This is a genomic window from Marinobacter sp. F3R08, from assembly GCF_018860425.1.
Taxonomy (GTDB): Bacteria; Pseudomonadota; Gammaproteobacteria; order Pseudomonadales; family Oleiphilaceae; genus Marinobacter.
The window spans coordinates 423,753-445,620 of record NZ_JAHKPI010000015.1; the positions used below are offsets into that span (position 1 = coordinate 423,753).

Genomic DNA, 21,868 nt, shown 5'->3' on the forward strand with positions numbered 1-21,868 from the left:
TGTTCAAATATACAGGGAATTGGCTGTTTAAGCCTTAAGAGTTCCCGGCTAACTATTTCGCTGCCGGCCTTTCATTGACTGCCGGCGGCTCAGGCGACAGAGGGTTTGACTGATGGAAGACAACCGCAAAAAAGCATTGAGCGCAGCACTTGGACAGATCGAGCGCCAGTTCGGCAAGGGCGCTGTAATGAAAATGGGCGACCAGCCCCGCGAAGCGATTCCTGCGGTCTCCACCGGTTCCCTGGGCCTGGATGTTGCTCTGGGTATTGGTGGCCTTCCTTATGGTCGGATCTGCGAAATCTACGGTCCTGAGAGCTCCGGTAAGACCACACTTACCCTTCAGGTAATTGCAGAAGCCCAGAAGGCAGGAAAAACCTGTGCGTTTGTGGATGCCGAGCACGCGCTCGACCCGGTTTACGCCGAGAAGCTGGGCGTCAATGTCGATGATCTGCTGGTTTCCCAGCCGGACACCGGCGAACAGGCTCTGGAGATCGCCGATATGCTGGTCCGCTCCAACGCGGTTGACATCATCATCGTTGACTCCGTTGCCGCTCTGACGCCGAAAGCGGAAATCGAGGGTGAAATGGGCGATAGCCATGTTGGTCTGCAGGCGCGACTAATGTCACAGGCGCTGCGGAAACTGACAGGGAACGTGAAGCACGCCAACTGCCTGATGATCTTCATCAACCAGATCCGTATGAAAATTGGCGTCATGTTCGGTTCTCCCGAAACGACGACTGGCGGTAACGCCCTGAAATTCTACTCCTCTGTGCGCCTGGATATCCGTCGTATCGGTGCGGTGAAGGACGGTGACGAAGTGGTGGGTAACGAAACCCGGGTGAAGGTCGTCAAGAACAAGGTGTCGCCGCCGTTCAAACAGGCCGAATTCCAGATCATGTACGGCAAGGGCATCTACCACATGGCAGAAGTCCTGGATATGGGGGTCAAGGAAGGCTTTGTTGACAAGTCCGGTGCCTGGTACGCCTATAACGGTGACAAGATTGGCCAGGGCAAGGCCAATGCCTGCAAGTTCCTGGAAGAGAACATGGACATCGCTAACGAGATCGAAGCCAAGGTTCGGGACAAGCTGATGCCCAAGCCGGTCTCCAAGAAAGACGCTGAAGAAGCACCGGCGGAAGCCAACGGCGAATTGCTTTAAGTCTTGATCAGCGACATGGGCATGGACGGCAGGCGTAACTTGACGCCTGTCGCATCCGCGCCTTTTTCGGCTCTCTCTCCAGATATCAGTGTTTCCTCCAGTTCTCGCCTGAAGTGCCCCGGTGCAGCGCCAATATCGGTCTCAAGTCGTCTCAGGTAGTCGGCACCGCCAGCTTGCTGCAGCTGCCTTCTGATCCAGTTTCTGTATTTCATCCGGCGATAGAGTTTGTGTAGCTTTGAAGCGTTGATTTTTTGCATCGACTTTTCCTCCTGTGCAGTTTAAACATGCTAAGCAGAAGTCTTTGCAAAGTATCGATTCAGATCGCCTGAAAGTGCGCGTAACAGATCTCCAGATTTCATCTCTGTGCTGTACGGAAAGTGAACATCTGTGCTTGTGATTCCTGGATTCGTTCGCACTGGTTTTTATCGGGAGAATTGATTGGGCCATGCTGGAATTCAGAAAGCCGCTGGTGGCAGAATGCATAGATATCCAATGATCGCTCAGATCTGCCATTCTTCAGCCACACATGGGGCAAGGTATGGACGCAAAAAAGAGATTACTGATCGTTGCCCATGCGCCATCCCCGAACACCCTCACCCTTCGGGACGCAGCAGTGCAGGGTGCCCGTCACGAAGACATTGAGAATGTTGAGGTAACTGTCCTCGCGCCACTGGATGCTGGCCCTGAGGATGTTCTTGCTTGTGATGCCATCATTCTCGGCACGACTGAAAACCTCGGGTATATGAGCGGGGCCCTGAAGGATTTTTTTGATCGCAGTTACTATCCCTGCCTGGAGAAAACCCAGGGTTTGCCTTTTGCTTACTTCATCCGGGCCGGCCACGACGGCACAGGCACCAACCGGGCGATTGAAAGTATTACTAGAGGTCTGCGCTGGAAGCGGATTCAGGAGCCCCTTATTTGCAGGGGAGAGTACCAGGTTGCTTTCGAATACCAGTGCAGGGAGCTCGGAATGTATGTGGCGGCCAGTCTGGATGCGGGATTGGTGTAAGCGGAGGAGCCGGCTTAGCTGGCAAATCGGTTGTAAATGCCTTCAATCCGTGACAGAGCGTTGTCGACGGTTCGTGAATATCTCTTGTTATCCAGGCAATAGCTGAACTGAACGCTGACGCGATAACCGGTCTGATAGGGGTGGCATTCCACCACGCGGGCACTAACCTGGGATTCACTGATGTATTTGCCATCAAAATCCATGTACAGGCGGACTCCAGGCTCCAGCGGCCTTGGGCACAGTATTGCCATACCGTAGCGGTTGAGATCAAGGCAGGTAACCGGTGTGGATTGTTTGCCTCGGCGAAAGAAACCACGTTCCTGAAGCTGGACCTTCAGGCAGGAAGCTGGGTAGCGGTTCTTGATTCTGCGCTCTGCGGAATCATGGGTCATACGCTGCCGTCCGTTGCTTGCATTGGATTTGGGATTGGACCACGAAGTGTAGTTCCGCATAGATTGCCTGAAAAATAACCGATTGCGAAAATGTGAACTGGTCAACATATTGCTGCGCATTGTGCGCAATTCCAGAAATCTTCCTGCTGCACGCGACAGAGCTGACCACAGAATCTACAATGATCGGCCAATGTGTTAATCGTTACAGGACCTAACCTTGAAGTCACTGTCTCTGCACCAGCTCTACAAAGCATGTGTTCTGAAGGATCTGCCGTTTAAAACCACCAAGCAACTGGAGCCGCTGGCTGAAATTGTTGGCCAGAACCGCGCTCAGGAAGCTGTGCGTTTCGCTCTGGCGATGCCCCACGGCGGCTACAATGTCTACGCCGTTGGCCGTAATGGCCTGGGTAAGCGCACCATGATGTTGCGCTACCTTGAGCACCATGTGGATACGGATCAGCAGAGTCATGACTGGTGCTACGTGGCTAATTTCGAGGAGCCTCGTATACCGAAACTGCTCCAGCTTCCTGCCGGAAAGGGGACACAGCTCAAGCAGGACATGGAAAAGCTGATGAGTCGCCTGGTAAAGGTGATTCCCCAGACCTTTGACAGCGATAGTTTTCTTGAGCGTTCTGAGCAGTTGAAGAACGAGTACGGACAGAAGCAGGAAGACGAGTTGGAGAAGGTCGCAGCACAGGCCAGACGAAAAAAAGTCAACCTGACGGTAACTACGCCGGGTGGTTACCGGTTGGTTGCCATGAACGGTGAAGAGCCCCATACGGCGGAATCTTTCCAGGCTCTGACGGATGAGCAACGAGACAAGTTTGAAGATTCGATCAACAAACTGGAGAAAAAGCTCCGGCAGGCGCTGCGCAAACTGGCCGACTGGGAGCAGGAGTACGCTGACAAACAGCAAGCCCTGAACCAGGAGACCCTGGAGAGCATTTCCGGTCATCAGATTGATGAGTTGGTCGAGAAATACAAGGATCTTCCCGAGGTATTGGCGTACTTCGAGGCGGTAAGGGCGGATCTGGTCGAGAATCTGGACATCTTTCTTGAGGATAACGAGGAGCAGGCTGCGATTGCCTACGCCTCCCTCGACAAGAAAATGCCTCGCCGGTATCTGATCAATGTGCTGGTGCACCAGAAGACCAATGAAGTGCCGGTTGTCGTGGAGGACAATCCCACCTATCACAATCTGTTTGGGTATGTGGAGAACGTTACCTTCAAGGGCTCCGTGTTCACGGACTACTCTCTGATTCGCCCCGGCAGCCTGCATCGGGCCAATGGCGGATACCTTCTGATGGATGCCATCAAGGTTCTGGAACAGCCTTTCGTATGGGACGGACTCAAGCGCGCCTTGCGATCAAAATCCATACAGATTAACTCCCTGGAGAGAGAGCTCACTCTTTCAGGAACCATCTCCATCGAGCCCGAGTCGGTTCCACTGGATGTGAAAATTGTTTTGTTCGGTGATCGTGAAACCTGGATGCTGTTACAGGAGTACGATTCCGAGTTTGCCGAACTGTTCCGGGTGACAGCGGATTTCGAGAATGAGATGTACCGTTCCGATGCCAGCCAGTTGCTCTACGCCAAGTTTATCGCCAGTCTTGTGAGCGAGAAGAAATTGCTGCACTGTTCGAACAAGGCGGTTGCCAGGATCATTGAGCACAGCGCCCGGATGGCTGAGCATCAGGACCGACTGTCACTGCACGCGGCAGATATTGCGAATCTTCTCCGCGAATCGGATTTCTGGGCCCGGCAGGCCGGCGCCAGACTGATTCAGGACCTCCACGTGGAGAGAGCACTGGAAAGTGCAAAATATCGCAGCAGCAGGATCAGGGACCAATTCTATGATTCGATCCGTGATGGCACCACGCTCGTAACAACGAGCGGCAATTGTGTTGGTCAGGTCAATGCGTTGTCAGTGCTGTCTACAGGTGGTTTCGAGTTCGGCTTGTCCAACCGTGTCACTGCGACCTGCTATTATGGAGATGGCGCGGTCATCGATATTGAGCGCGATGTGAAACTCGGCGGTAATATTCACTCCAAGGGTGTGATGATCCTGAGTTCCTGGCTGGCCTCTCATTTTGCGGTCAACGATCCGATGCATCTGTCGGCCAGTCTTACGTTTGAGCAGAATTATGGTGAGGTGGACGGTGACAGTGCCTCGCTCGCTGAGCTGTGTGCGTTGGTGTCGTCCCTGTCCGGTATTCCGGTACGACAGGATCTCGCGATTACAGGGTCGGTCAACCAGTTTGGTGAGGTTCAGCCCATTGGCGGAGTCAACGAGAAGGTCGAAGGCTTTTTCACAACCTGCCAGCTCAAGGGTGGACTCTCTGGCAGCCAGGGCGTCATTGTGCCCAGTACCAATGTGCAGAACCTGATGCTCGACAGCGAAGTTGTGCAGGCGGTGCGTACGGGGCAGTTTTCGGTCTATGCCGTTGCCCGTGTTGAGGAAGCCATAACCCTTCTGCTTGGCAAGCCGGCGGGCAAGGCCGATGATAAAGGCCGGTACCCGAAGCAGAGTGTTTTTGGCATTATCCAGCAACGGCTTGAATCAATGAGGGAGCACGAGCGTCAGGAACATGCTCGTGAGGACCCAAAAGACCCGTCAATTCACTGACCGGCGATCATAAGAAAACGGACAGGAGAGAACACACTGATGACTGATATCCAGCAAACCGTATTCGTGGTAGAGGACGATGAAGCAGTCCGGGATTCTCTGGAGTTGCTGCTGAAATCCGACGGCAAGCCGGTCAAAACCTTTGAAAGTGCAACTGCGTTTCTGAAAGAGTATTCCGACAAGATGGCGGGCTGCATTGTGCTGGATATCCGCATGCCCGGTATGGATGGCATGGAGCTCCAGAAAAAACTCAATGAAAAGCACTCTATTCTTCCGATCATTTTTGTGACCGGCCACGGCGACGTTCCCATGGCCGTGGATGCCATGAAAGAGGGCGCAGTAGACTTCATCCAGAAGCCTTACCGCGAAGAAGCGCTGCTGGAAAAAATCGAGGCGGCACTGAAGCAGGATCTGGATCAGCGTAAATCCCTGGATGAAAAGCAGGAGATTATTCGCCGTATCAAGAGCCTGACGCCCCGGGAACACGAGATTATGGATCGGATGATTGCCGGTCAGGCCAACAAGGTCATTGCCATTGAGCTGGAAATCAGTCAGCGCACGGTGGAGATTCACCGCTCCCGTGTTATGCATAAAATGGGTACACATTCCCTGGCACATCTCGTTCGTATGGTCCTGTCCGTAAAGGACCTTATCGACGCAGGGTAATCCCGGCGGCATCATAAGGCTACGTTATTAACCGGCCCGACATTTATGACTGAAGCTGTCAGCGAGAACTCGGAGGTGACGGTTCTGCTTGTGGATGATAATCCGCAGAACCTCAAAGTCCTCTATGAGACCCTGAAAGACAAAGGTTACCGGCTGCTCATTGCCAATGAAGGCGACAAGGCCCTCGACCTTGCCCATCGCCATCAGCCCGAAGTGATTCTCCTCGATATCATGATGCCGGAGATGGATGGCTATGAAGTGTGTGAGCGCCTCAAAGCGGATCCTCAGACGGCGGATTGTGCTGTTGTTTTCCTGTCTGCTCTGGATGACCTGCAAGCGAAGGTGAAAGGTTTCTCCCTTGGGGGAGCCGACTACATCTCCAAGCCCTTCCAGTCCCAGGAAGTAATCGCCAGGGTAAAAACCCATGCAAGTGTCATTCGTCTCGAGCGGGAGCTGCATGCCCGTAATCGCGAGTTGCAGAGTGATCAGGCACGGATTCTCAACTCCATCAGTGAAGGCATCTACGGTCTCGACGAGAACGGCATTATTGAATTTGCCAACCCTGCGGCGGCATCGATCGTTGGCTGTCCTGTGGAAGAGCTGATAGGTCGTAATTTTTTTGAAACTCATTTCGCCACGGCCGGAGACAATCCGGACAGCCTGCCGGTAAAGGCTACGTGTCGGCAGGGTCAGGCAGAGAGCCAGAGAGATATCCGGATGATGCGGGCGGACGAAACAGGGTTCCCGGCAGAGTATCGTTCGACGCCCAAGCTGGATTCCGATGAGTTGCATGGCGCTGTTGTAGTGTTCAGGGATATTACCGCGGAGCTGGATAACGAAAAGGCGCTTGAAGACGCCCGGCAATTGGTTCAGGAGCAGCGTGACCAGCTTGCCCACACATCCCGCCTGACCACCATGGGGGAAATGGCTGCCGGCGTTGCTCACGAGGTAAATCAGCCTCTGACCGCTATCACGAATTACGCCCGTGTCGCCAAGCGGATGATGTCAAAGCCGAGCCTGGATGTGGATCTGCTTCAGCAGACCCTGGATAAGATCGAAGCCCAGTCCCACCGTGCCAGTGAGATTATCCGCCGGATCCGCCGGTTCATGAAAAAGCCGGCCACTGGCAAGGAAGTATTGTCAGTTTCTGCGTTGCTGGAAGATACCCGGCAGTTCGCGGAGGTGGATATGCGCAACAACAAAGGTGCCATTGAAGTTTCGGTTCTCGGAGATATACCGGACGTTCTTGCGGATCCGATCCAGGTACAACAGGTCGCACTGAACCTGATACGTAATGCTCTGGAAGCTACGAGCAGCATTGATTCGGAAGCTCCGGTAGAAGTGACGGCCAGTCTGCACAATGGAACCTGTGTACGAATTCAGGTGCGCGACCATGGTGTCGGCTTGTCCGACGATGCTGAGGAGAAGCTGTTCCTGCCGTTCTTCACAACCAAGGATGAGGGGATGGGGATAGGCCTATCAACCTGCCGCTCCCTGATCCAGGCCCAGGGCGGTGACATTGGATTTGAGCGCCCGGAGGATGGTGGCGCCTGTTTCTACTTTACCCTGCCCGTTGCCGGCGCTCATGGTTCGCCCTGCGCACAGGATAGTGAATCCCCCTAGAGCCAATCGATTCGCCCGATCAGGTGGGGGGCACTGCCGTTGGCATTAAGTACCTGATAGTCCCAGCGCTTGTCCCCCGTCAGCCAGTTCAACTGGGCTGATCCGGGTAAATACAGCGGCTTTTTGAAGTTGCAACTAATCCGCAAAGCCCCGCCTTTCCAGCTCGCTTGTTGCTCCAGTAGCGCAAGCGCATGGGCGTGCGTCCACATGCCGTGGGCGATTGCTCTTGGGAAACCGAATGCTTTGGCGCTAAGGGCGTGGATGTGGATAGGGTTGCTGTCACCTGAAAGCCGGGCATATCGTCGCCCAATGGACTCGGGTGCTTCCAGCTTCTCTGTATTTGGATAGTGCGTCAGCTCAGGTGGTGTTTTGGGTTCCGCAGGGCTGTTTTCTGCCTTTGATTGACGAAACAACATTGTACTTGCCTCTTCCCAAACCCGTTTGCCGGCCGAACGGGCCTCAGTGATCAGAGTAAACTCCAGGCCCCGGCCACTTTCCTCGGTATTTCCCAGGCGTACGCAAAAATCCAGGTTTTCCCCGATGCCGATTGCGCGGTGCTGGGTAATTGTGTTTCTCAGGTGCACCAGGCCAAGCAGTGGCAAGGGAAACCTCTTCTCGGTCAGAAGTTTCAGGTGTAAAGGAAAGGCCAGAACGTGAGGCCAGGTGACGGGCAGGTGGCTGTGAGCCAGGAAGCCGCACACCTCTTGGTAGCGCTTCAGATTGTTGCCTGCGGTGCTGACGCCTAAAAGGCTACCGGAGAGGTTCGGGATGCTGATGGGCCCACCCTTAGGCTTTTGTTTTCGCCGTAGCGTTCTGATGTACATTGGGAGCAAGGCGGGTGCAGAGTTGTGGTAAACGAGGTTCTCTGGCATTGGTCTTCTCCTTCAGGGCCCGTAGGGTTCACTCAGGCACCGCCTGATTTGAAAGCTGTGACGTAAAGGGTAGGCATTTTTTTGCAATCTGGTACGACTCGATGCCTGTGGACTGATATGCTTCAATATAAGACTAATGTCTAATAAGGGATGGTTTATAGGCGTTATGAGTCTGACAAACCTCTGAAGTCTGGCAACCCCCGCCGGATCCGGCACTGGCCTGGAGTTTTCTGGCGCCGGACCTGCCGGCCCACGGGGTCATCGAAAAATATAAAAATGGGATTTTATGCAGGAACTTCGTGACTCGGGACTGATGTTGCGCCTGATTTATGAGGCGATGAAGAAGAAGGGAATCGATACCGGTGCCATTTTCAGTCGTCTGGGCGTCGATGAAAACTATGTCTATACCGAGCAACTCCGAACACCCCACAGTGCCCAGATTTTTTTTTGGCAGGCCGTCGAGGACGTTTCCGGAGATCCAGATGTGGGGCTGCATCTGGGGCAGCTGTTGCCTGCCTACAATGGTCAGGTGCTGGAATACCTCTTTCTGAGCAGTCCTACCTTCGGTGAGGGCCTGCGGCGGGCGCAGAACTATCAGCGCCTGTTGAGTGACGCGGCGAATACCGGTTTCTTCATTGAGGGTGATCATGCCTGTATGGTTCTGGATACGGCGTCTGATGATGTTCGCCGGCTGAAGCACTTCAACGAATGTTTCGTGCTGGGATTGATTACCTTCTTCCGCTCAATTACCGATAGTCATTTCCACCCCTCTTGTATTGAGTTCGAGCACGAGCGGAATGAGGGGCAGGATCATGTGCGTGAGGTATTCGGGTGCGACGTCACCTTTGGCGCGCCGGAAAGTCGCCTCTATTTTCCCGTCAAGCTCCTGTCCCACGCCTCTCCGCATGCGGAACCGGAGCTCCTGGATCTGCACGAACGGTTTGCCATTGCGCAGGTAGCCCGGCTGGAGAAGAAAGATATCGTGGGCCAGGTGGAGAGGGTGGTGGCAGAGCTGCTGGATAGCGGAGGGAGTTCCCTGGATGCGGTGGCCGAGCGTCTTGGCATCAGGCCCAGAACTCTGCGTACGCGGTTGAGTGAGGCCGATACCAGCTTTAACCAGGTGCTTGCAGACTTTCGCTATCGTCTGGCTCGTCGGCTATTGGCAACAACTGATGAATCCATTGATGAGATTGTTTATCTCACCGGCTTTTCTGAGCCCAGTACGTTCTATCGCGCCTTCAAGCGCTGGTCCGGGATGACGCCCATCGGATATCGGAAAACGGCTCAGGGCAAAAACGCTATGGTTGAGGCGATGTAACAGAGGCCTTTCTGATTTTTTTCAGAAAAAGCGTTGACATAGCTGAGTGCGTCTATATAATTCGCCCTCGTTGTCACAGCGCAGTCATGACACTGATTGCAGAGCTTGAAAAGCTAATGGTGATAACCCGCGCGGAGCGGTAGTTCAGTTGGTTAGAATACCGGCCTGTCACGCCGGGGGTCGCGGGTTCGAGTCCCGTCCGCTCCGCCATTTTTATCCTTCGATTGATTCTTTTCTGTTTACCTCCGTTTTCTCTGATGTGCTCCAGAATTTCTGATTCCTCTTTTCGGTCGCCAGGGTCGGACTGCTTGTCATCATTCTGTCATTTCGATGTTCTAGTCTGCTCCGGAAAGTCGAGGAACAGGATGGTTATGATGCAGGATTATGAAGAAGAGCGAATTGAGAGTCAGTTCGAAGAATACGAAGACGATACTGGCTGGGACGATGCCATGGAACTCTAACGGGCGCCCAGGACAGGTACCGGGTAAAGTTGAAAAGAACCTGTTCCGCTATCAGAGGAGCCTGATTTGCTTCCTGTGTTCCCCAGGGCTCAGACTGAACCACCGCCGATAGGCTTTGTGAAAAGCTGCAGGATTGGCAAATCCCAGAAGCCAGGCAATTTCCGCCAGTGATGTATCCGTTTCACGAATATAGTCCCGAGCCAACTGCTTGCGCGTTTCATCCATCAGTTCTCTGAATTTTGTCCCCTCGGCAGCCAGCTGTCTCTGAAGTGTCCACGGTGCCACCCCCATTTTCATCGCAATCGTTTCCAGGCTCGGAGTCTCCCCCCGGAACAAAGGTGTGAGAAGGTTTCTTACCCTGTCTCCTGTCGTGCATCCTCGTCGGATTTGTTGCAGTTCCTGCTCGCAGAGCTCTGAAAGTTTTTCATGCATGGCCGGCTGGGCCTGCTGATTACCACTCTCCCAGATATCCTGTCGCACAGTGAGGCTGTTTTTTTCTGCTCCGAACTGCACCGGACAGCGAAACCAGCGTTCGAATAACTCGTCCTGGCCAGTAGACCGGTATTCGATCGTGACTCGTTCCAGAACATTATATCGGCCAGTGATAGTGCGCAGAAACTGAGTCCAGGCCGCAAGGACGGAATCCACCACAAAATAGTTGAAATCGTTGTAAGGGCGTATTGAATAAAACAACGCCTGCCGGCTCTCCGGCCTGACTATCGGAACGCCGCGGCTATTTCGGCTGGTCAGTAGCGCGTAACGAATCAGAGTGGTGATCGCGGCGCCGGCGGTATCGGCGGTTTCTCCGGCCAGGCCCGCGATACCGGCATCGACAGGGCGTGATAATGCCCCCATCCTCAGTCCCAAAGCCCGGTTTCCGGTCTGATTGATCGCCGCATGCCCCAGACGCATAAACCGTGGAATGCTGATCCGCGCTTCCGGAGATGTCAGTGTCTGGTGGTCAAGTTGAAAACGGGAGGCGAGTTCTGAGCTGTTGGCGCCCTCGGCTTGTGCCGCACGCATGAGCGCGGAAACATATAGAACGCTGATGTCTCCCAGTGAGTTCCGGCTTTCCCGCGGGGCGGGTCTCTGTTCGATCATCGAAGCTTTTGTCTGACATGTTATCCCAAGATAACAGAATGTTATTCTGGGATATTGTCGATGGCAAGAACCGCGAGTAGTTTAAGGCCCAACAATGAACGGGGCCCTCGCAGTTTGGGGCGTCCCGCCGTAGATCACGATGAGGAGACCGAACATGACTGCGAGCACAACTCCAGGCGTTGCAAACTATCCGAACCTTCTTGAGCCACTGGACCTTGGTTTTACCAGGCTGCGTAACCGCACGCTGATGGGTTCCATGCATACCGGCCTGGAAGAAGCTAAAAATGGATTTGAGCGTCTGGCCGCATTCTATGCAGAGCGTGCCCGTGGCGGCGCTGGTCTGATTGTTACCGGTGGTATTGCTCCGAACGTTGAAGGCGGGGTATTCCAGCACGCCGCCAAAATGACCACCGAAGAAGAGTCTGACAAGCACAGGATTATCACCGACGCGGTGCACGAAGCGGATGGCAAAATCTGTATGCAGATCCTTCATGCCGGTCGTTATGCCTATTCTCCGGAACTTGTTGCGCCCTCAGCGATACAGGCGCCCATCAACCCGTTCAAGCCCAGGGAGCTGGATGACGCCGGCATCGAAAAGCAGATTCAGGACTATGCGGATTGCTCCGCGCTGGCGCAGCGCGCCGGTTATGATGGCGTTGAGATCATGGGGTCGGAAGGATATTTCATCAATCAGTTCATTGTTTCCCATACCAATCAGCGAACCGACGGCTGGGGGGGCAGTTACGAAAACCGTATTCGTCTTCCCATTGAGATTGTGCGCCGTGTTCGTGAGCGGGTGGGCGAGAACTTTATCCTGATTTATCGATTGTCCATGCTGGATCTGATCGAAGATGGCAGCACCTGGGATGAGGTTGTGCATCTGGCCAAAGAAATCGAAAAGGCAGGTGCAACGATTATCAATACCGGCATCGGCTGGCACGAAGCCCGGGTACCAACGATTGCCACCTCGGTTCCCCGTGGGGCGTTTACCAAGGTAACGGCCAGACTGAAAGGGGAGGTCAGCATTCCTCTGGTTACTACCAACCGGATCAACATGCCGGATGTGGCCGAGAAAATTCTGGCAGAAGGTGACGCCGATATGGTGTCGATGGCTCGCCCCTTCCTGGCGGATGCCGACCTGGTTCTGAAGGCAGCGGAGGATCGTGCTGATGAGATCAATACCTGTATCGGCTGTAACCAGGCATGTCTTGATCACACCTTCGGCGGCAAGCTGACGTCCTGCCTGGTCAATCCCCGGGCCTGTCACGAGACGGAACTGACCTATGTGAAAACGGCTGAGCCCAAATCCATCGCCGTCGTCGGTGCCGGCCCCGCGGGTCTGGCGTTTGCTTCGGTGGCTGCAGAGCGGGGGCATAAGGTCACCCTGTTTGATGCCGGCAGCGAGATTGGTGGCCAGTTCAACGTCGCCAAGTTGATTCCTGGTAAGGAAGAGTTTTATGAAACGTTGCGCTATTTCCGCGTAATGCTCGATAAGCATCAGGTAGACGTGCGCTTGAACACGCGGGTCAGCGCTGACGATCTAAAGGCCGAAGGCTTTGATGAGGTGATCCTTGCGACCGGCGTCAAACCTCGCACCCCTGAGATCGAAGGGATTGATCACCCCAAAGTAATCGGATACCTGGACGCCCTGCTGGAACGCAAACCGGTTGGTCAGAAAGTGGCGGTGATCGGTGCCGGGGGCATTGGTTTCGACGTCTCTGAATTTATCGTCCACAAGGGCACGTCCGCTGCCTTGGATACCGACCACTTCATGCGTGAATGGGGAGTGGATCTGAGTGTTGAGCACCGGGGTGGAATTCAGGGCGTTGAGCCAGAGGTGCCGGAGCCGGCCCGTGAAGTCTATTTGCTTCAGCGCAAAGCGTCGAAGGTCGGAAAGAACCTGGGCAAGACCACAGGCTGGATTCACCGCACCTCCCTGAAAAATCGTCAGGTTCAGATGGTTCCGGGCGTGACTTATCGTCGAATCGATGATGAGGGACTGCACATAACGGTCACGCCTAAAGGGGCAGAGCAGGGCGAGGACCGCGTGCTGCCAGTGGATACCATCATCATCTGTGCGGGGCAGGAGCCACTGCGTGAGCTGCAAGGCAATCTTGAGGCAGCCGGAATTCCTGTTCATCTGATTGGTGGTTCGGATGTGGCGGCAGAGCTGGATGCCAAACGAGCGATCAATCAGGGTAGTCGCCTGGCGGCAGAACTGTAAGCGTAAACACGATCACAAAACATTGCAGTTTTTCCATGTGCAGAAACGATTGTCTGGCTAGACTAATAGCCTTGGTACTGTCGAGTCGATGATTTTGGAGAGCGTGCAATGGTGTCTGCCGACCAGGCAACCGATGGATATTCGGCGGTGTTCTTTCTGGAAGGGAATCGGGTGGCCCGCGAGATGCGGGCCACTGAATTCGGGGCCTTCCTGGATGGCTATGTAGGGCTTTCAGATCTCGCCGGAACCGATGTCAGGGCTGTGCTGGTTGAGCTGAGTGGCGATCTTCTGGTTCAGGCTCTGGTTTTCTTCCGGATCTGGTTTGACGAGGAGGGCCGTGCCGATAGTCACTGGAACTTGCCGATTGAAGATCTGGCCAGGCGAGGCGCCAAAGGGCCAAATATGGGTGGTGGCGCGATCCGACTGGTTTGCAGGAGCCAATGCCCTGATCCCAAGTTCAAGGAGGATCTGTGGGACCCGGACATGACACCCGGGAACAATCATTTCCAGATAATCCGCAAAGTTGTCGCGGCCAACAGTCTCAAATTCCGGAAACTGGAATCGGCCCAGGAAGAAAATATCCCGATTCTCAGTGATCAGGCTGAGGATACGAATGGTCGGGAGGAGTCCGGAGCAGCGGCAGATCGTTCTCGCCTGGCGCAGTTGATCCGGGAGCAGCGTCTACGAATCAAAACCCTCCAGAGTGTTCACCGTGATGCCTTGTCGGATATGCAGCGTGAGCATCGCCTGGAGATTCAGGGGCTGCGGAGTGATTTTGCCGATCTCGAACAGAAATACGAACGACAACGTCTGAGTAACGATCAGCTTAAAAAACGCCTGTCGGAACGAAACGAACAATATCTTGCCATGCAGGAGCAGATAGCTGCCGATGGTGAAAAAAAGCAACGGGAAGATTCAAACGCGGGTGCGGAATTATTGTTGCTCAGGGAGCAGTTGGAGCGGCGCCAGCGAGAGCTGGAGTTGAGAGACGAGAAAATCGTCGCTCTTGAGGAGGAAAACCATGAACTGCGCAACCGCGAACCGCCCGAAGGCTCCATATTGGATCATCTGAAGCGTCAGACGGTGTTCCTGGTGGCCTATCAGCCCGGTGCGGGTCATGTGACGTTGCCATTCAAAGACGTTGAAACATACTTTAGTAACCCCACTGCCTATGCCGCAGAACGCTGTGGTATGAATGAGCCCGCCTATCTGGAATGGCTCGAACATTATGAGAATCCTGTCTGCTCTCATACCGACGAAAACGGAAAGTGTTGTGGTGAGCCGATTCTTCGGGTTAGTCAGCCAGCGGAGTTCCGGTCTGGCATCGATGACCGGTGCGAGAAACACCAGAGCTAGGGTGGATTCCTAACTTTTTTCAGAATCCGGGTGACTTTCGTTAAACTGTACGCCAGATTGTCACCGGGGTAACGCTTGCGTTGGTCCCCGCCGCATCCCGACACCACAGGAAGCTTCATGGATCATTTCAGGAACATTGGTGTGATTGGCCGAATGGGCAGCGTGAAAGTGGTTGAATCACTACGCCAGCTCAAGCAATACCTGATCGCAAACAATTATCACGTCATTCTTGAGGAAGACACGGCCAGCATGTTGCCCGGGCACGGCCTGCAGGTGGCAAGCAAGAAACTTCTTGGCGAAATTTGTGATCTGGTCATTGTGGTCGGCGGTGATGGCAGTCTTCTGGGTGCTGCTCGCGAGTTGGCGAAGTCCAAGATTCCCCTGCTTGGGGTGAACCGTGGCCGTCTGGGCTTTCTGACCGACATTTCCCCTTCCGACCTTGAGGATCGCCTCGGCAAGGTGCTTGAAGGCGAATACATGGAAGAGACCCGGTTTTTGCTGGACGGTAATGTCGAGCGCAACGGGCAGCCTCTGGGGTTCGGCACGGCCCTGAATGATGTGGTGCTGCATCCTGGTAGATCTACCCGGATGATCGGCTTTGATCTGTTTATTGATGGTCATTTTGTCTACAGTCAGCGCTCAGACGGCCTTATTGTTTCAACGCCGACGGGCTCCACCGCCTATTCGCTGTCCGCTGGAGGCCCGATCATGCATCCGAAGCTGGATGCCATTGTTCTGGTACCGATGTTTCCCCACACTCTGAGCAGCCGGCCGATCGTTGTCGATGGCAAGAGTGAGATTAAACTGGTGATCGGAGAGACCAATGAAACCTATCCGCAAATCAGCTTTGACGGTCAGATGAACATCGCCTGTGCACCGGGTGATATCATTCGAATCACGAAGAAACCGTTCAAGATCCGGTTGATTCATCCCACCGACCATAATTTCTACGCCACCTGCCGTGACAAGCTTGGCTGGGCCAGTGAAATATCAGCGAGTTAATCATGGCTGGAACAAAATCGACCGCTCATCGCGGTTACGACATCATTGGTGATATTCATGGTTGTGCCCTCACGTTGGTCAGATTGCTGGACCAGATGGGGTATCGCAAGGTTAATGGGATCTATCAGCATCCTCGTCGTCAGGCGATTTTTATTGGCGATATCATTGATCGGGGTCCCCGCATTCGTGAGTCTCTTCACCTTGTCAGGGATATGGTGGAGCATGGTTCGGCCCGCATTGTTATGGGCAATCATGAGTACAATGCCCTTGGCTATTGCACGCGGGCCCGCCCGGGCAGTGGCAAAACCTTTTTGCGTGAACACAACGCCCGTCACGACCGCCTGATCCGGGAGACACTCGATCAGTTCGAGGCGTATCCGTATGAGTGGAACGAGTTCCTCGAATGGTTCTATACCATACCGCTGTTTATCGATGACGAGGATTTCCGGGTTGTTCACGCCTGTTGGGACGGGGATCTGATCGAAAAATTCAAGCGGGTACAGGGCGGCGCCTGCATCGACGAGGATTTTCTGCACGCCTCTGCTGCTATCGAATCCTTCGCGGGGCAGGTCATGGATACCCTGCTGAGGGGCACGGATCTCAGATTGCCGGAGGGGATGGCTATTAGCGGTCGTGACGGCTATGTTCGTGAGTTTTTCCGTACCAAATTCTGGGCTGATAATCCTCATACCTATGCAGACGTTGTGTTCCAGCCAGACCCTTTGCCACCAGAAGTGGCAAGACGGGTATTGACGACAGAAGAGCGGAAGCAGCTGATCAGCTATCCTCTGGATGCGCCGCCGGTGTTTGTCGGGCATTACTGGATGGAGGGGGAGCCAGCGCCACTGAGGTCCAACGTTGCCTGCATAGACTACAGCGCGGTGAAGTACGGTCGGCTGGTGGCTTATAGAATGGATGGCGAGAGGGCACTTTCCCGGGACAAGTTTGTCTGGGTAGATGTGGAACGGCCGGAGCAGCCGGGCTATCCCCATACCGAAGACAGCGTTGCGCGTTAAAGCGTGCAAGACGGCTGAATCACTTCTGGAGGCATGGTAAGCGGTGTATCGAGTAAAGCAGTTAGATGCCACGGTAAACCTGGCGGGCTTTAGCCAGTGGTTGAACGGGCAGGGTGTTGCTCATCGCATTACCGAGGAAGGTGGTTTTCAGGTGCTCTGGCTGGAGGATCCAGCTCACGCAGAGCCTGTGCTTGCAGCCCTGGACCGTTTCATTACGGAGCCCGAGCTCAGGGCTGCCGTGGATCAACAGAACCGTTCGCCGGTGTTTGTCGGGGGGCGCTGGCAGCCTTCACCACGTCATGCGCCTCTGGTGCTTGGTATCATCGTATTTGCGGTTGTGATGGTCTGGCTTACCGCCATGGGACAGAACGAAGTGGCGGCCAGCCTGATGATGATTGATCCGCGTGATTACGATTGGTTCACCCTGGCTGACCGTCTTGAGGCTCTGACTTCAACTCTCTTGGGTGGTCAGATCTGGCGGCTGGTGACACCGGATTTCCTGCATTTCAGCTGGACCCATATAATTTTCAATTCTGTCATGCTCTGGTTTCTTGGTAGTCAGATAGAGTGGTTCGACGGCCGGGCCCGGTTGGTTGCGTTGTTTGTGGTAACAAGTCTGATCTCTAACGGCTTGCAGTATTTTGTTTCCGGTCCTCTGTTCGGTGGGCTATCCGGAGTGGTCTATGGAATTCTGGGCTATTGCTGGCTTAGCCAGCGATCTGTGCCGAGGTTCCAGTTTCCGCCTGCGCTGGTTACCTTTGCGGTTGTATGGATGGTGATCGGGTTTACGCCGCTTCCGGAAATGCTCGGGCTTGGGCGCATGGCCAACGAGGCGCATCTGGGAGGCTTTGTTGCCGGACTGGCCCTTGCTTTTGTTTTGCCCGTAAAAGGCAGGTGAGGCACATAAAAAAGCCCCGCCAGAGGCGGGGCATTAAAAGAGCTTTAAGCTCCTGATGAGAGAGACCAAATGATACGACCGTCGTCATTTGGTGAGGTAATGATAATCATTATCGTTTGATTCTGTCAAACGGTTCCTCCACATTTTTAATGAACATTATTTCAGGAGAGCGGGATGACATACGAAGAACTGATCGAGCGACTGGATCCTAATGTGTACCGGAGCCTCCGGCAGTCAATTGAGCTCGGCAAATGGCCTGATGGTCGCAAGCTGACGCCCGAGCAGCGTGAAATCAGCCTCGAGGCGGTGATCTATTACGAAAATCTCCACAACATTCCTGAAGAGGAGCGTACCGGCTATCTCGACAGGGGCGTCAAGGCCGGAACTGCCTGTGACCCCTCTGTCCAGCGCAGGCAGGCTAACGGCGATGTGGATCCCGATCAGTATGTCGAGGTCAAATCTTGAGTGAGCTGATTGACGTAACCGGCCGGCTCCGGAAAATGCCGGCAGAGGCAGGCGATCCGGTGGCCTATACCATTGCCGTTGGTGATGCCCGAATTCCGATGAACGACTTGATTGGTAAGTCGCTGCGGCTGGATTTCGATGGCGTGATCCGATGCATCAACTGTGACCGGAAGACCAATAAAAGTTTCAATCAGGGCTTCTGTTATCCCTGTTTCCGTAAACTTGCGGCCTGCGACAGTTGCATCATGAGCCCGGAAAAGTGCCACTATCATCTTGGCACTTGTCGAGAGCCGGAGTGGGGCGAGACCCACTGCATGGTAGAGCATGTGGTGTATCTGGCCAATTCGTCAGGTCTCAAGGTCGGCATTACCCGTGGATCCCAGGTGCCTACGCGCTGGATCGACCAGGGGGCAGTGGACGCAATACCAATGGTGCGGGTTGCAACCCGATATATTGCCGGGCTGGTGGAAGTGGCCTGTAAGGCTCATGTTGCTGACCGGACCAACTGGCGGGCGATGCTCAAGGGAGATGTTCCCGAACTGGATCTGACGGATGAGCGTCGTCGAGTACTTGGTTTGATCGCAGACGACCTTGAACGGCTCAGGCAGAGCCACGGCGAGGAGGCGATCCGTGAAGTTGACGAGCAAGGGCTTGGCCTGAGCTACCCTGTGCAGGTCTGGCCAGCCAAGATCAAGACCCATAACCTCGATAAATTGCCGGAAGTGGAAGGAGTTCTCGAGGGGATCAAGGGGCAATATCTCATTCTGAATACCGGTGTGATCAATATTCGGAAGTACACCGGTTATGAAGTCCGTTTCCGGGTCATAGAAGGCTGATAACGCCTTACCCGGCACTCTTTTCATGCCTTCGGGGTTGATGTGTCAGCACCGGGGGCCGCGACTCTGGAGAAAACCAATGCGCACCAGCCAGCCTCAGACCATTTACCTTAGCGATTACAAGGTACCTGCATATCTGGTCGACACCGTAGACTTGAGGTTCGAGCTTTTTGAAGACGGAGCCCGGGTGCATAGTAAGCTCGGGCTTCGTCGTAATCCCGAATCCGATGAGGTGGCAGCCCCGCTGGCGCTGGATGGTGATCGTCTGACGCTGGAATCCGTCGCGTTGGATGATGTGGAGTTGGCTGCGAGCGAATACGAGGACCGGGGTGAGCAGTTGGTGGTCGGCTCTGTGCCTGACCAGTTCACGCTGACTGTGGTGACCTGGATAGAACCTCAGAACAATACCCGCCTGGAAGGGTTGTATAAATCCTCCGGTATGTTCTGCACGCAGTGTGAGGCTGAGGGATTTCGCAGCATCACCTTTTTCCCGGATCGTCCGGATGTAATGGCCCGTTTTCGTACTCGCATTGAAGCCAGCAAGGCGGACTATCCGATTCTTCTTTCCAATGGTAATGATGTTGAAAAAGGGGAGCTGGAAAACGGCCGGCATTTTGTCACCTGGGAGGATCCGTTTCCCAAGCCCTGCTATCTCTTTGCCCTGGTGGCCGGGGATCTGGTAGAAAAAAGGGATACGTTTTCGACTTGCTCGGGCCGGGATATCGACCTGCGCATGTACGTTGAGCCCCGCAATGCCGAGAAGTGCGAACATGCCATGGACTCCCTGAAGCGGTCTATGCGCTGGGATGAAGAAGTCTATGGTCGTGAGTACGACCTCGATATCTTCATGATTGTGGCGGTCGATGACTTCAACATGGGGGCGATGGAAAACAAGGGGCTCAATATCTTTAACTCCTCTTGTGTGCTGGCCAGCCAGGAAACCGCTACGGATCTGGCGTTCCAGCGTATTGAAGCCATCGTTGCCCACGAGTACTTTCATAACTGGTCGGGTAACCGGGTCACCTGTCGTGACTGGTTCCAGCTCAGCCTGAAAGAAGGCTTTACCGTATTTCGGGATTCCCAGTTCTCGGCCGACATGGGGTCGCCGACGGTGAAGCGGATTGAGGATGTGACGTTGCTGCGTACCGCTCAGTTTGCGGAAGACGGAGGGCCCATGGCGCATCCGGTGCGGCCGGCCTCGTATATGGAAATCTCCAATTTCTACACCCTGACCATTTATGAAAAAGGGGCGGAAGTTGTACGCATGATCCATACCCTGTTAGGGCCGGACATGTTCCGTAAAGGCAGTGATTTGTATTTTGAGCGTCACGATGGCCAGGCTGTAACAACCGATGACTTTGTGAAAGCTATGGAAGATGCTTCCGGTCGTGATCTGACCCAATTCCGCCTTTGGTATGAGCAGGCTGGAACACCGGTTTTGAGCGTGTCGGATGATTTTGATGCGGGAGCCGGTGTGTACAGGCTGACCATCGAACAAAGCATTCCCGATAGCCCTGGGCAGACCAATAAAAAGCCCCAGCACATTCCGTTTGCACTTGGTCTTCTGGGACCAGATGGACTGCCTCTGGCTCTTCAGCTTGAGTCGGGTCAGGCAAACGCGCCGACGGAGCGGGTACTTGAGCTCACCGAAGCGGTTCATACCTTCGAATTTCATGGAATAGAGTCCAGGCCCGTTCCATCCCTGTTGAGGCACTTCTCCGCACCGGTTCGGGTTCACTACTCCTGGACTCGTGAACAGCTGCTCTTCCTGATGAATCATGATCCGGACGGATTCAATCGCTGGGATGCAGGGCAGAGACTGGCGGTCGATGTTATCCAGTCGTTGGTTGGCGCCCCTGAAAATGCCGAAATCGAACCGAGGTTGGTTGACGCATATCGCAAATTGATTTCCGACACAGGTCTTGATCAGGCCCTGGTCGCAAAAATGTTGCAGCTTCCCTCTGAAGCGTATCTCATCGAATTGGCCGATAATGCCGATGTGCCGGCGATCCATCGGGCCCGTGAGAGGGTGCTGCGGCATCTGGCCGGTGCCCTGAAAAACGAGCTGCTCTCTTGCTATCGTCGTCATCAGGGTAGTGGTCCCTACGAGGTAACTCCGGAGGCTATTGCCCGTCGCAGCCTTTGCAACACTGCTCTGGCCTGGTTGTTGGCAATCAATGACGAGGAAGGGCGGGCCCTGGCGGTCGCGCAATTGGCCGCCGCCGACAATATGACGGATCGCATGGGCGCCTTAAGGGCTCTGGTCAATTCCGGTTTTGAGTCGGATCGCCAGCAAGCACTGGCTGACTTTTACGATCGTTTTCGTGATGACCCTCAGGTCGTTGAGCAGTGGTTCTCCGTGCAGGCGGCCAGTGACCAGGCCGGGCAGTTGTCGGACATCCATGCTCTGCTGGAGCATCCGGCGTTCGACTGGAAAAATCCCAACAAGATCCGGTCTGTGATCGGCGCGTTTGCGGGTCAGAATCTGGCCGCGTTCCATAATCCGGATGGATCAGGTTACGACTTTCTGGCTGAACAGGTCTGTCGGCTGGACGACAGTAATCCGCAGATTGCCGCGCGTCTGGTAACGCCGCTGACTCGGTGGCGGAAGTTTGCTCCATCTTACAGCGCTCAGATGAAGTCTGGCCTGGAACGTATTCGCGAAAAATCCGGCTTGTCCAGGGATGTTTATGAGGTGGTACACAAGAGTCTTGCTGATTGAATTCAGATACAAAATCGCACTTTCGGTCGATAGACTTTAGTCTGGGATCGAGTAATCTGGAATAAGGTCTGAAGTTCCATCAGGCAACAATAAAAAAGCCTCCGCAGAGGCTTCCAGACGCA

General features: G+C 54.4%; 18 protein-coding genes and 1 tRNA gene. 15 read left to right on the forward strand and 4 right to left on the reverse strand.

Translation table 11 applies throughout. From position 1 onward, the window contains the following. The first annotated feature begins 112 nt into the window (after positions 1 to 112). A complete protein-coding gene (gene recA / locus KO499_RS11030) occupies positions 113 to 1,159 on the forward strand; it encodes a recombinase RecA (protein ID WP_215983787.1) in 1,047 nt (348 codons plus the stop codon). Here recA and KO499_RS11035 read toward each other — a convergent pair. Then, positions 1,156 to 1,416: a hypothetical protein gene (locus KO499_RS11035; RefSeq protein ID WP_215983788.1), complete on the reverse strand. Its 261-nt coding sequence runs from the start codon at positions 1,414 to 1,416 to the stop codon at positions 1,156 to 1,158. The genes recA and KO499_RS11035 overlap by 4 nt on opposite strands. 281 nt (positions 1,417 to 1,697) lie before the next feature. On the opposite strand from KO499_RS11035, the gene KO499_RS11040 reads away from it, so the two are divergent. Further along, positions 1,698 to 2,168, forward strand: a complete 471-nt coding sequence (locus KO499_RS11040) for a flavodoxin family protein (RefSeq protein ID WP_215983789.1) — start codon at positions 1,698 to 1,700, stop codon at positions 2,166 to 2,168. A gap of 14 nt (positions 2,169 to 2,182) precedes the next feature. On the opposite strand, the gene KO499_RS11045 is transcribed toward KO499_RS11040, so the two are convergent. Next, the gene (locus KO499_RS11045) at positions 2,183 to 2,560 is read right to left on the reverse strand and encodes a PilZ domain-containing protein (protein ID WP_215983790.1); all 378 of its coding nucleotides are present in this window, start codon (positions 2,558 to 2,560) and stop codon (positions 2,183 to 2,185) included. 217 nt (positions 2,561 to 2,777) lie between these two features. Between KO499_RS11045 and KO499_RS11050 the strand changes: the two genes are divergently transcribed. Genes KO499_RS11050 through KO499_RS11060 form a run of 3 tightly spaced genes read left to right on the forward strand, consistent with a single transcriptional unit; the run spans position 2,778 to position 7,475 of the window. After that, on the forward strand, positions 2,778 to 5,186 hold the full coding sequence (locus KO499_RS11050; protein WP_215983791.1) for a Lon protease family protein: 2,409 nt from the start codon (positions 2,778 to 2,780) through the stop codon (positions 5,184 to 5,186). Between the two features lie 39 nt (positions 5,187 to 5,225). After that, entirely contained in the window at positions 5,226 to 5,852 is a 627-nt protein-coding gene (fixJ, locus tag KO499_RS11055) for a response regulator FixJ (protein ID WP_215983792.1), read from the forward strand. Between the two features lie 45 nt (positions 5,853 to 5,897). Further along, entirely contained in the window at positions 5,898 to 7,475 is a 1,578-nt protein-coding gene (locus KO499_RS11060) for a response regulator (protein WP_215983793.1), read from the forward strand. Here the strand turns inward: KO499_RS11060 and KO499_RS11065 are convergent. After that, positions 7,472 to 8,347 (reverse strand): MaoC family dehydratase, encoded by an 876-nt coding sequence (locus tag KO499_RS11065; protein ID WP_215983794.1) that lies wholly within the window; start codon positions 8,345 to 8,347, stop codon positions 7,472 to 7,474. The two genes, KO499_RS11060 and KO499_RS11065, sit on opposite strands and share 4 nt — an antisense overlap. A 286-nt stretch (positions 8,348 to 8,633) precedes the next feature. Here KO499_RS11065 and KO499_RS11070 point away from each other — a divergent pair, with 286 nt between their 5' ends. Further along, positions 8,634 to 9,665 (forward strand): AraC family transcriptional regulator, encoded by a 1,032-nt coding sequence (locus KO499_RS11070; RefSeq protein WP_215983795.1) that lies wholly within the window; start codon positions 8,634 to 8,636, stop codon positions 9,663 to 9,665. A gap of 133 nt (positions 9,666 to 9,798) precedes the next feature. Then, a tRNA-Asp gene (locus KO499_RS11075) sits at positions 9,799 to 9,875 on the forward strand. A gap of 302 nt (positions 9,876 to 10,177) precedes the next feature. On the opposite strand, the gene KO499_RS11080 is transcribed toward KO499_RS11075, so the two are convergent. Continuing rightward, positions 10,178 to 11,227 carry an AraC family transcriptional regulator gene (locus tag KO499_RS11080; RefSeq protein ID WP_215983796.1) on the reverse strand — a complete coding sequence of 350 codons (1,050 nt, stop codon included), beginning with the start codon at positions 11,225 to 11,227 and terminating at the stop codon, positions 10,178 to 10,180. Positions 11,228 to 11,381: 154 nt separating this feature from the next. Between KO499_RS11080 and KO499_RS11085 the strand changes: the two genes are divergently transcribed. From KO499_RS11085 to pepN, 8 genes are all read left to right on the forward strand, one after another. Next, positions 11,382 to 13,451, forward strand: a complete 2,070-nt coding sequence (locus KO499_RS11085) for an NADPH-dependent 2,4-dienoyl-CoA reductase (protein ID WP_215983797.1) — start codon at positions 11,382 to 11,384, stop codon at positions 13,449 to 13,451. Positions 13,452 to 13,559: 108 nt separating this feature from the next. After that, entirely contained in the window at positions 13,560 to 14,807 is a 1,248-nt protein-coding gene (locus KO499_RS11090; protein WP_215983798.1) for a DNA repair protein, read from the forward strand. 117 nt (positions 14,808 to 14,924) lie between these two features. Continuing rightward, complete coding sequence (locus KO499_RS11095; RefSeq protein ID WP_215983799.1) at positions 14,925 to 15,809, forward strand: NAD(+) kinase; 885 nt, start codon at positions 14,925 to 14,927, stop codon at positions 15,807 to 15,809. A gap of 2 nt (positions 15,810 to 15,811) precedes the next feature. Further along, the gene (locus KO499_RS11100; protein WP_215983800.1) at positions 15,812 to 16,825 is read left to right on the forward strand and encodes a metallophosphoesterase; all 1,014 of its coding nucleotides are present in this window, start codon (positions 15,812 to 15,814) and stop codon (positions 16,823 to 16,825) included. A 43-nt stretch (positions 16,826 to 16,868) separates the two neighbouring features. After that, positions 16,869 to 17,723 (forward strand): rhomboid family intramembrane serine protease, encoded by an 855-nt coding sequence (locus KO499_RS11105; protein ID WP_215983801.1) that lies wholly within the window; start codon positions 16,869 to 16,871, stop codon positions 17,721 to 17,723. A gap of 174 nt (positions 17,724 to 17,897) precedes the next feature. After that, complete coding sequence (locus tag KO499_RS11110) at positions 17,898 to 18,188, forward strand: YeaC family protein (protein WP_215983802.1); 291 nt, start codon at positions 17,898 to 17,900, stop codon at positions 18,186 to 18,188. Beyond that, positions 18,185 to 19,024: a DUF2797 domain-containing protein gene (locus KO499_RS11115; protein WP_215983803.1), complete on the forward strand. Its 840-nt coding sequence runs from the start codon at positions 18,185 to 18,187 to the stop codon at positions 19,022 to 19,024. The genes KO499_RS11110 and KO499_RS11115 overlap by 4 nt, the downstream gene beginning before the upstream one ends. Before the next feature lie 79 nt (positions 19,025 to 19,103). Continuing rightward, entirely contained in the window at positions 19,104 to 21,746 is a 2,643-nt protein-coding gene (gene pepN / locus KO499_RS11120; RefSeq protein ID WP_215983804.1) for an aminopeptidase N, read from the forward strand. Positions 21,747 to 21,868: the final 122 nt, after the last annotated feature.

Coding starts and splice junctions, on each gene's coding strand:
- pepN (WP_215983804.1), top strand. CDS start 19,104: ATGCGCACCAGCCAGCCTCAGACCATTTACCTTAGCGATTACAAGGTA.
- KO499_RS11060 (WP_215983793.1), top strand. CDS start 5,898: ATGACTGAAGCTGTCAGCGAGAACTCGGAGGTGACGGTTCTGCTTGTG.
- KO499_RS11070 (WP_215983795.1), top strand. CDS start 8,634: ATGCAGGAACTTCGTGACTCGGGACTGATGTTGCGCCTGATTTATGAG.
- KO499_RS11065 (WP_215983794.1), bottom strand. CDS start 8,347: ATGCCAGAGAACCTCGTTTACCACAACTCTGCACCCGCCTTGCTCCCA.
- KO499_RS11090 (WP_215983798.1), top strand. CDS start 13,560: ATGGTGTCTGCCGACCAGGCAACCGATGGATATTCGGCGGTGTTCTTT.
- KO499_RS11080 (WP_215983796.1), bottom strand. CDS start 11,227: ATGATCGAACAGAGACCCGCCCCGCGGGAAAGCCGGAACTCACTGGGA.
- KO499_RS11085 (WP_215983797.1), top strand. CDS start 11,382: ATGACTGCGAGCACAACTCCAGGCGTTGCAAACTATCCGAACCTTCTT.
- KO499_RS11035 (WP_215983788.1), bottom strand. CDS start 1,416: ATGCAAAAAATCAACGCTTCAAAGCTACACAAACTCTATCGCCGGATG.
- fixJ (WP_215983792.1), top strand. CDS start 5,226: ATGACTGATATCCAGCAAACCGTATTCGTGGTAGAGGACGATGAAGCA.
- KO499_RS11095 (WP_215983799.1), top strand. CDS start 14,925: ATGGATCATTTCAGGAACATTGGTGTGATTGGCCGAATGGGCAGCGTG.
- recA (WP_215983787.1), top strand. CDS start 113: ATGGAAGACAACCGCAAAAAAGCATTGAGCGCAGCACTTGGACAGATC.
- KO499_RS11045 (WP_215983790.1), bottom strand. CDS start 2,560: ATGACCCATGATTCCGCAGAGCGCAGAATCAAGAACCGCTACCCAGCT.
- KO499_RS11110 (WP_215983802.1), top strand. CDS start 17,898: ATGACATACGAAGAACTGATCGAGCGACTGGATCCTAATGTGTACCGG.
- KO499_RS11040 (WP_215983789.1), top strand. CDS start 1,698: ATGGACGCAAAAAAGAGATTACTGATCGTTGCCCATGCGCCATCCCCG.
- KO499_RS11100 (WP_215983800.1), top strand. CDS start 15,812: ATGGCTGGAACAAAATCGACCGCTCATCGCGGTTACGACATCATTGGT.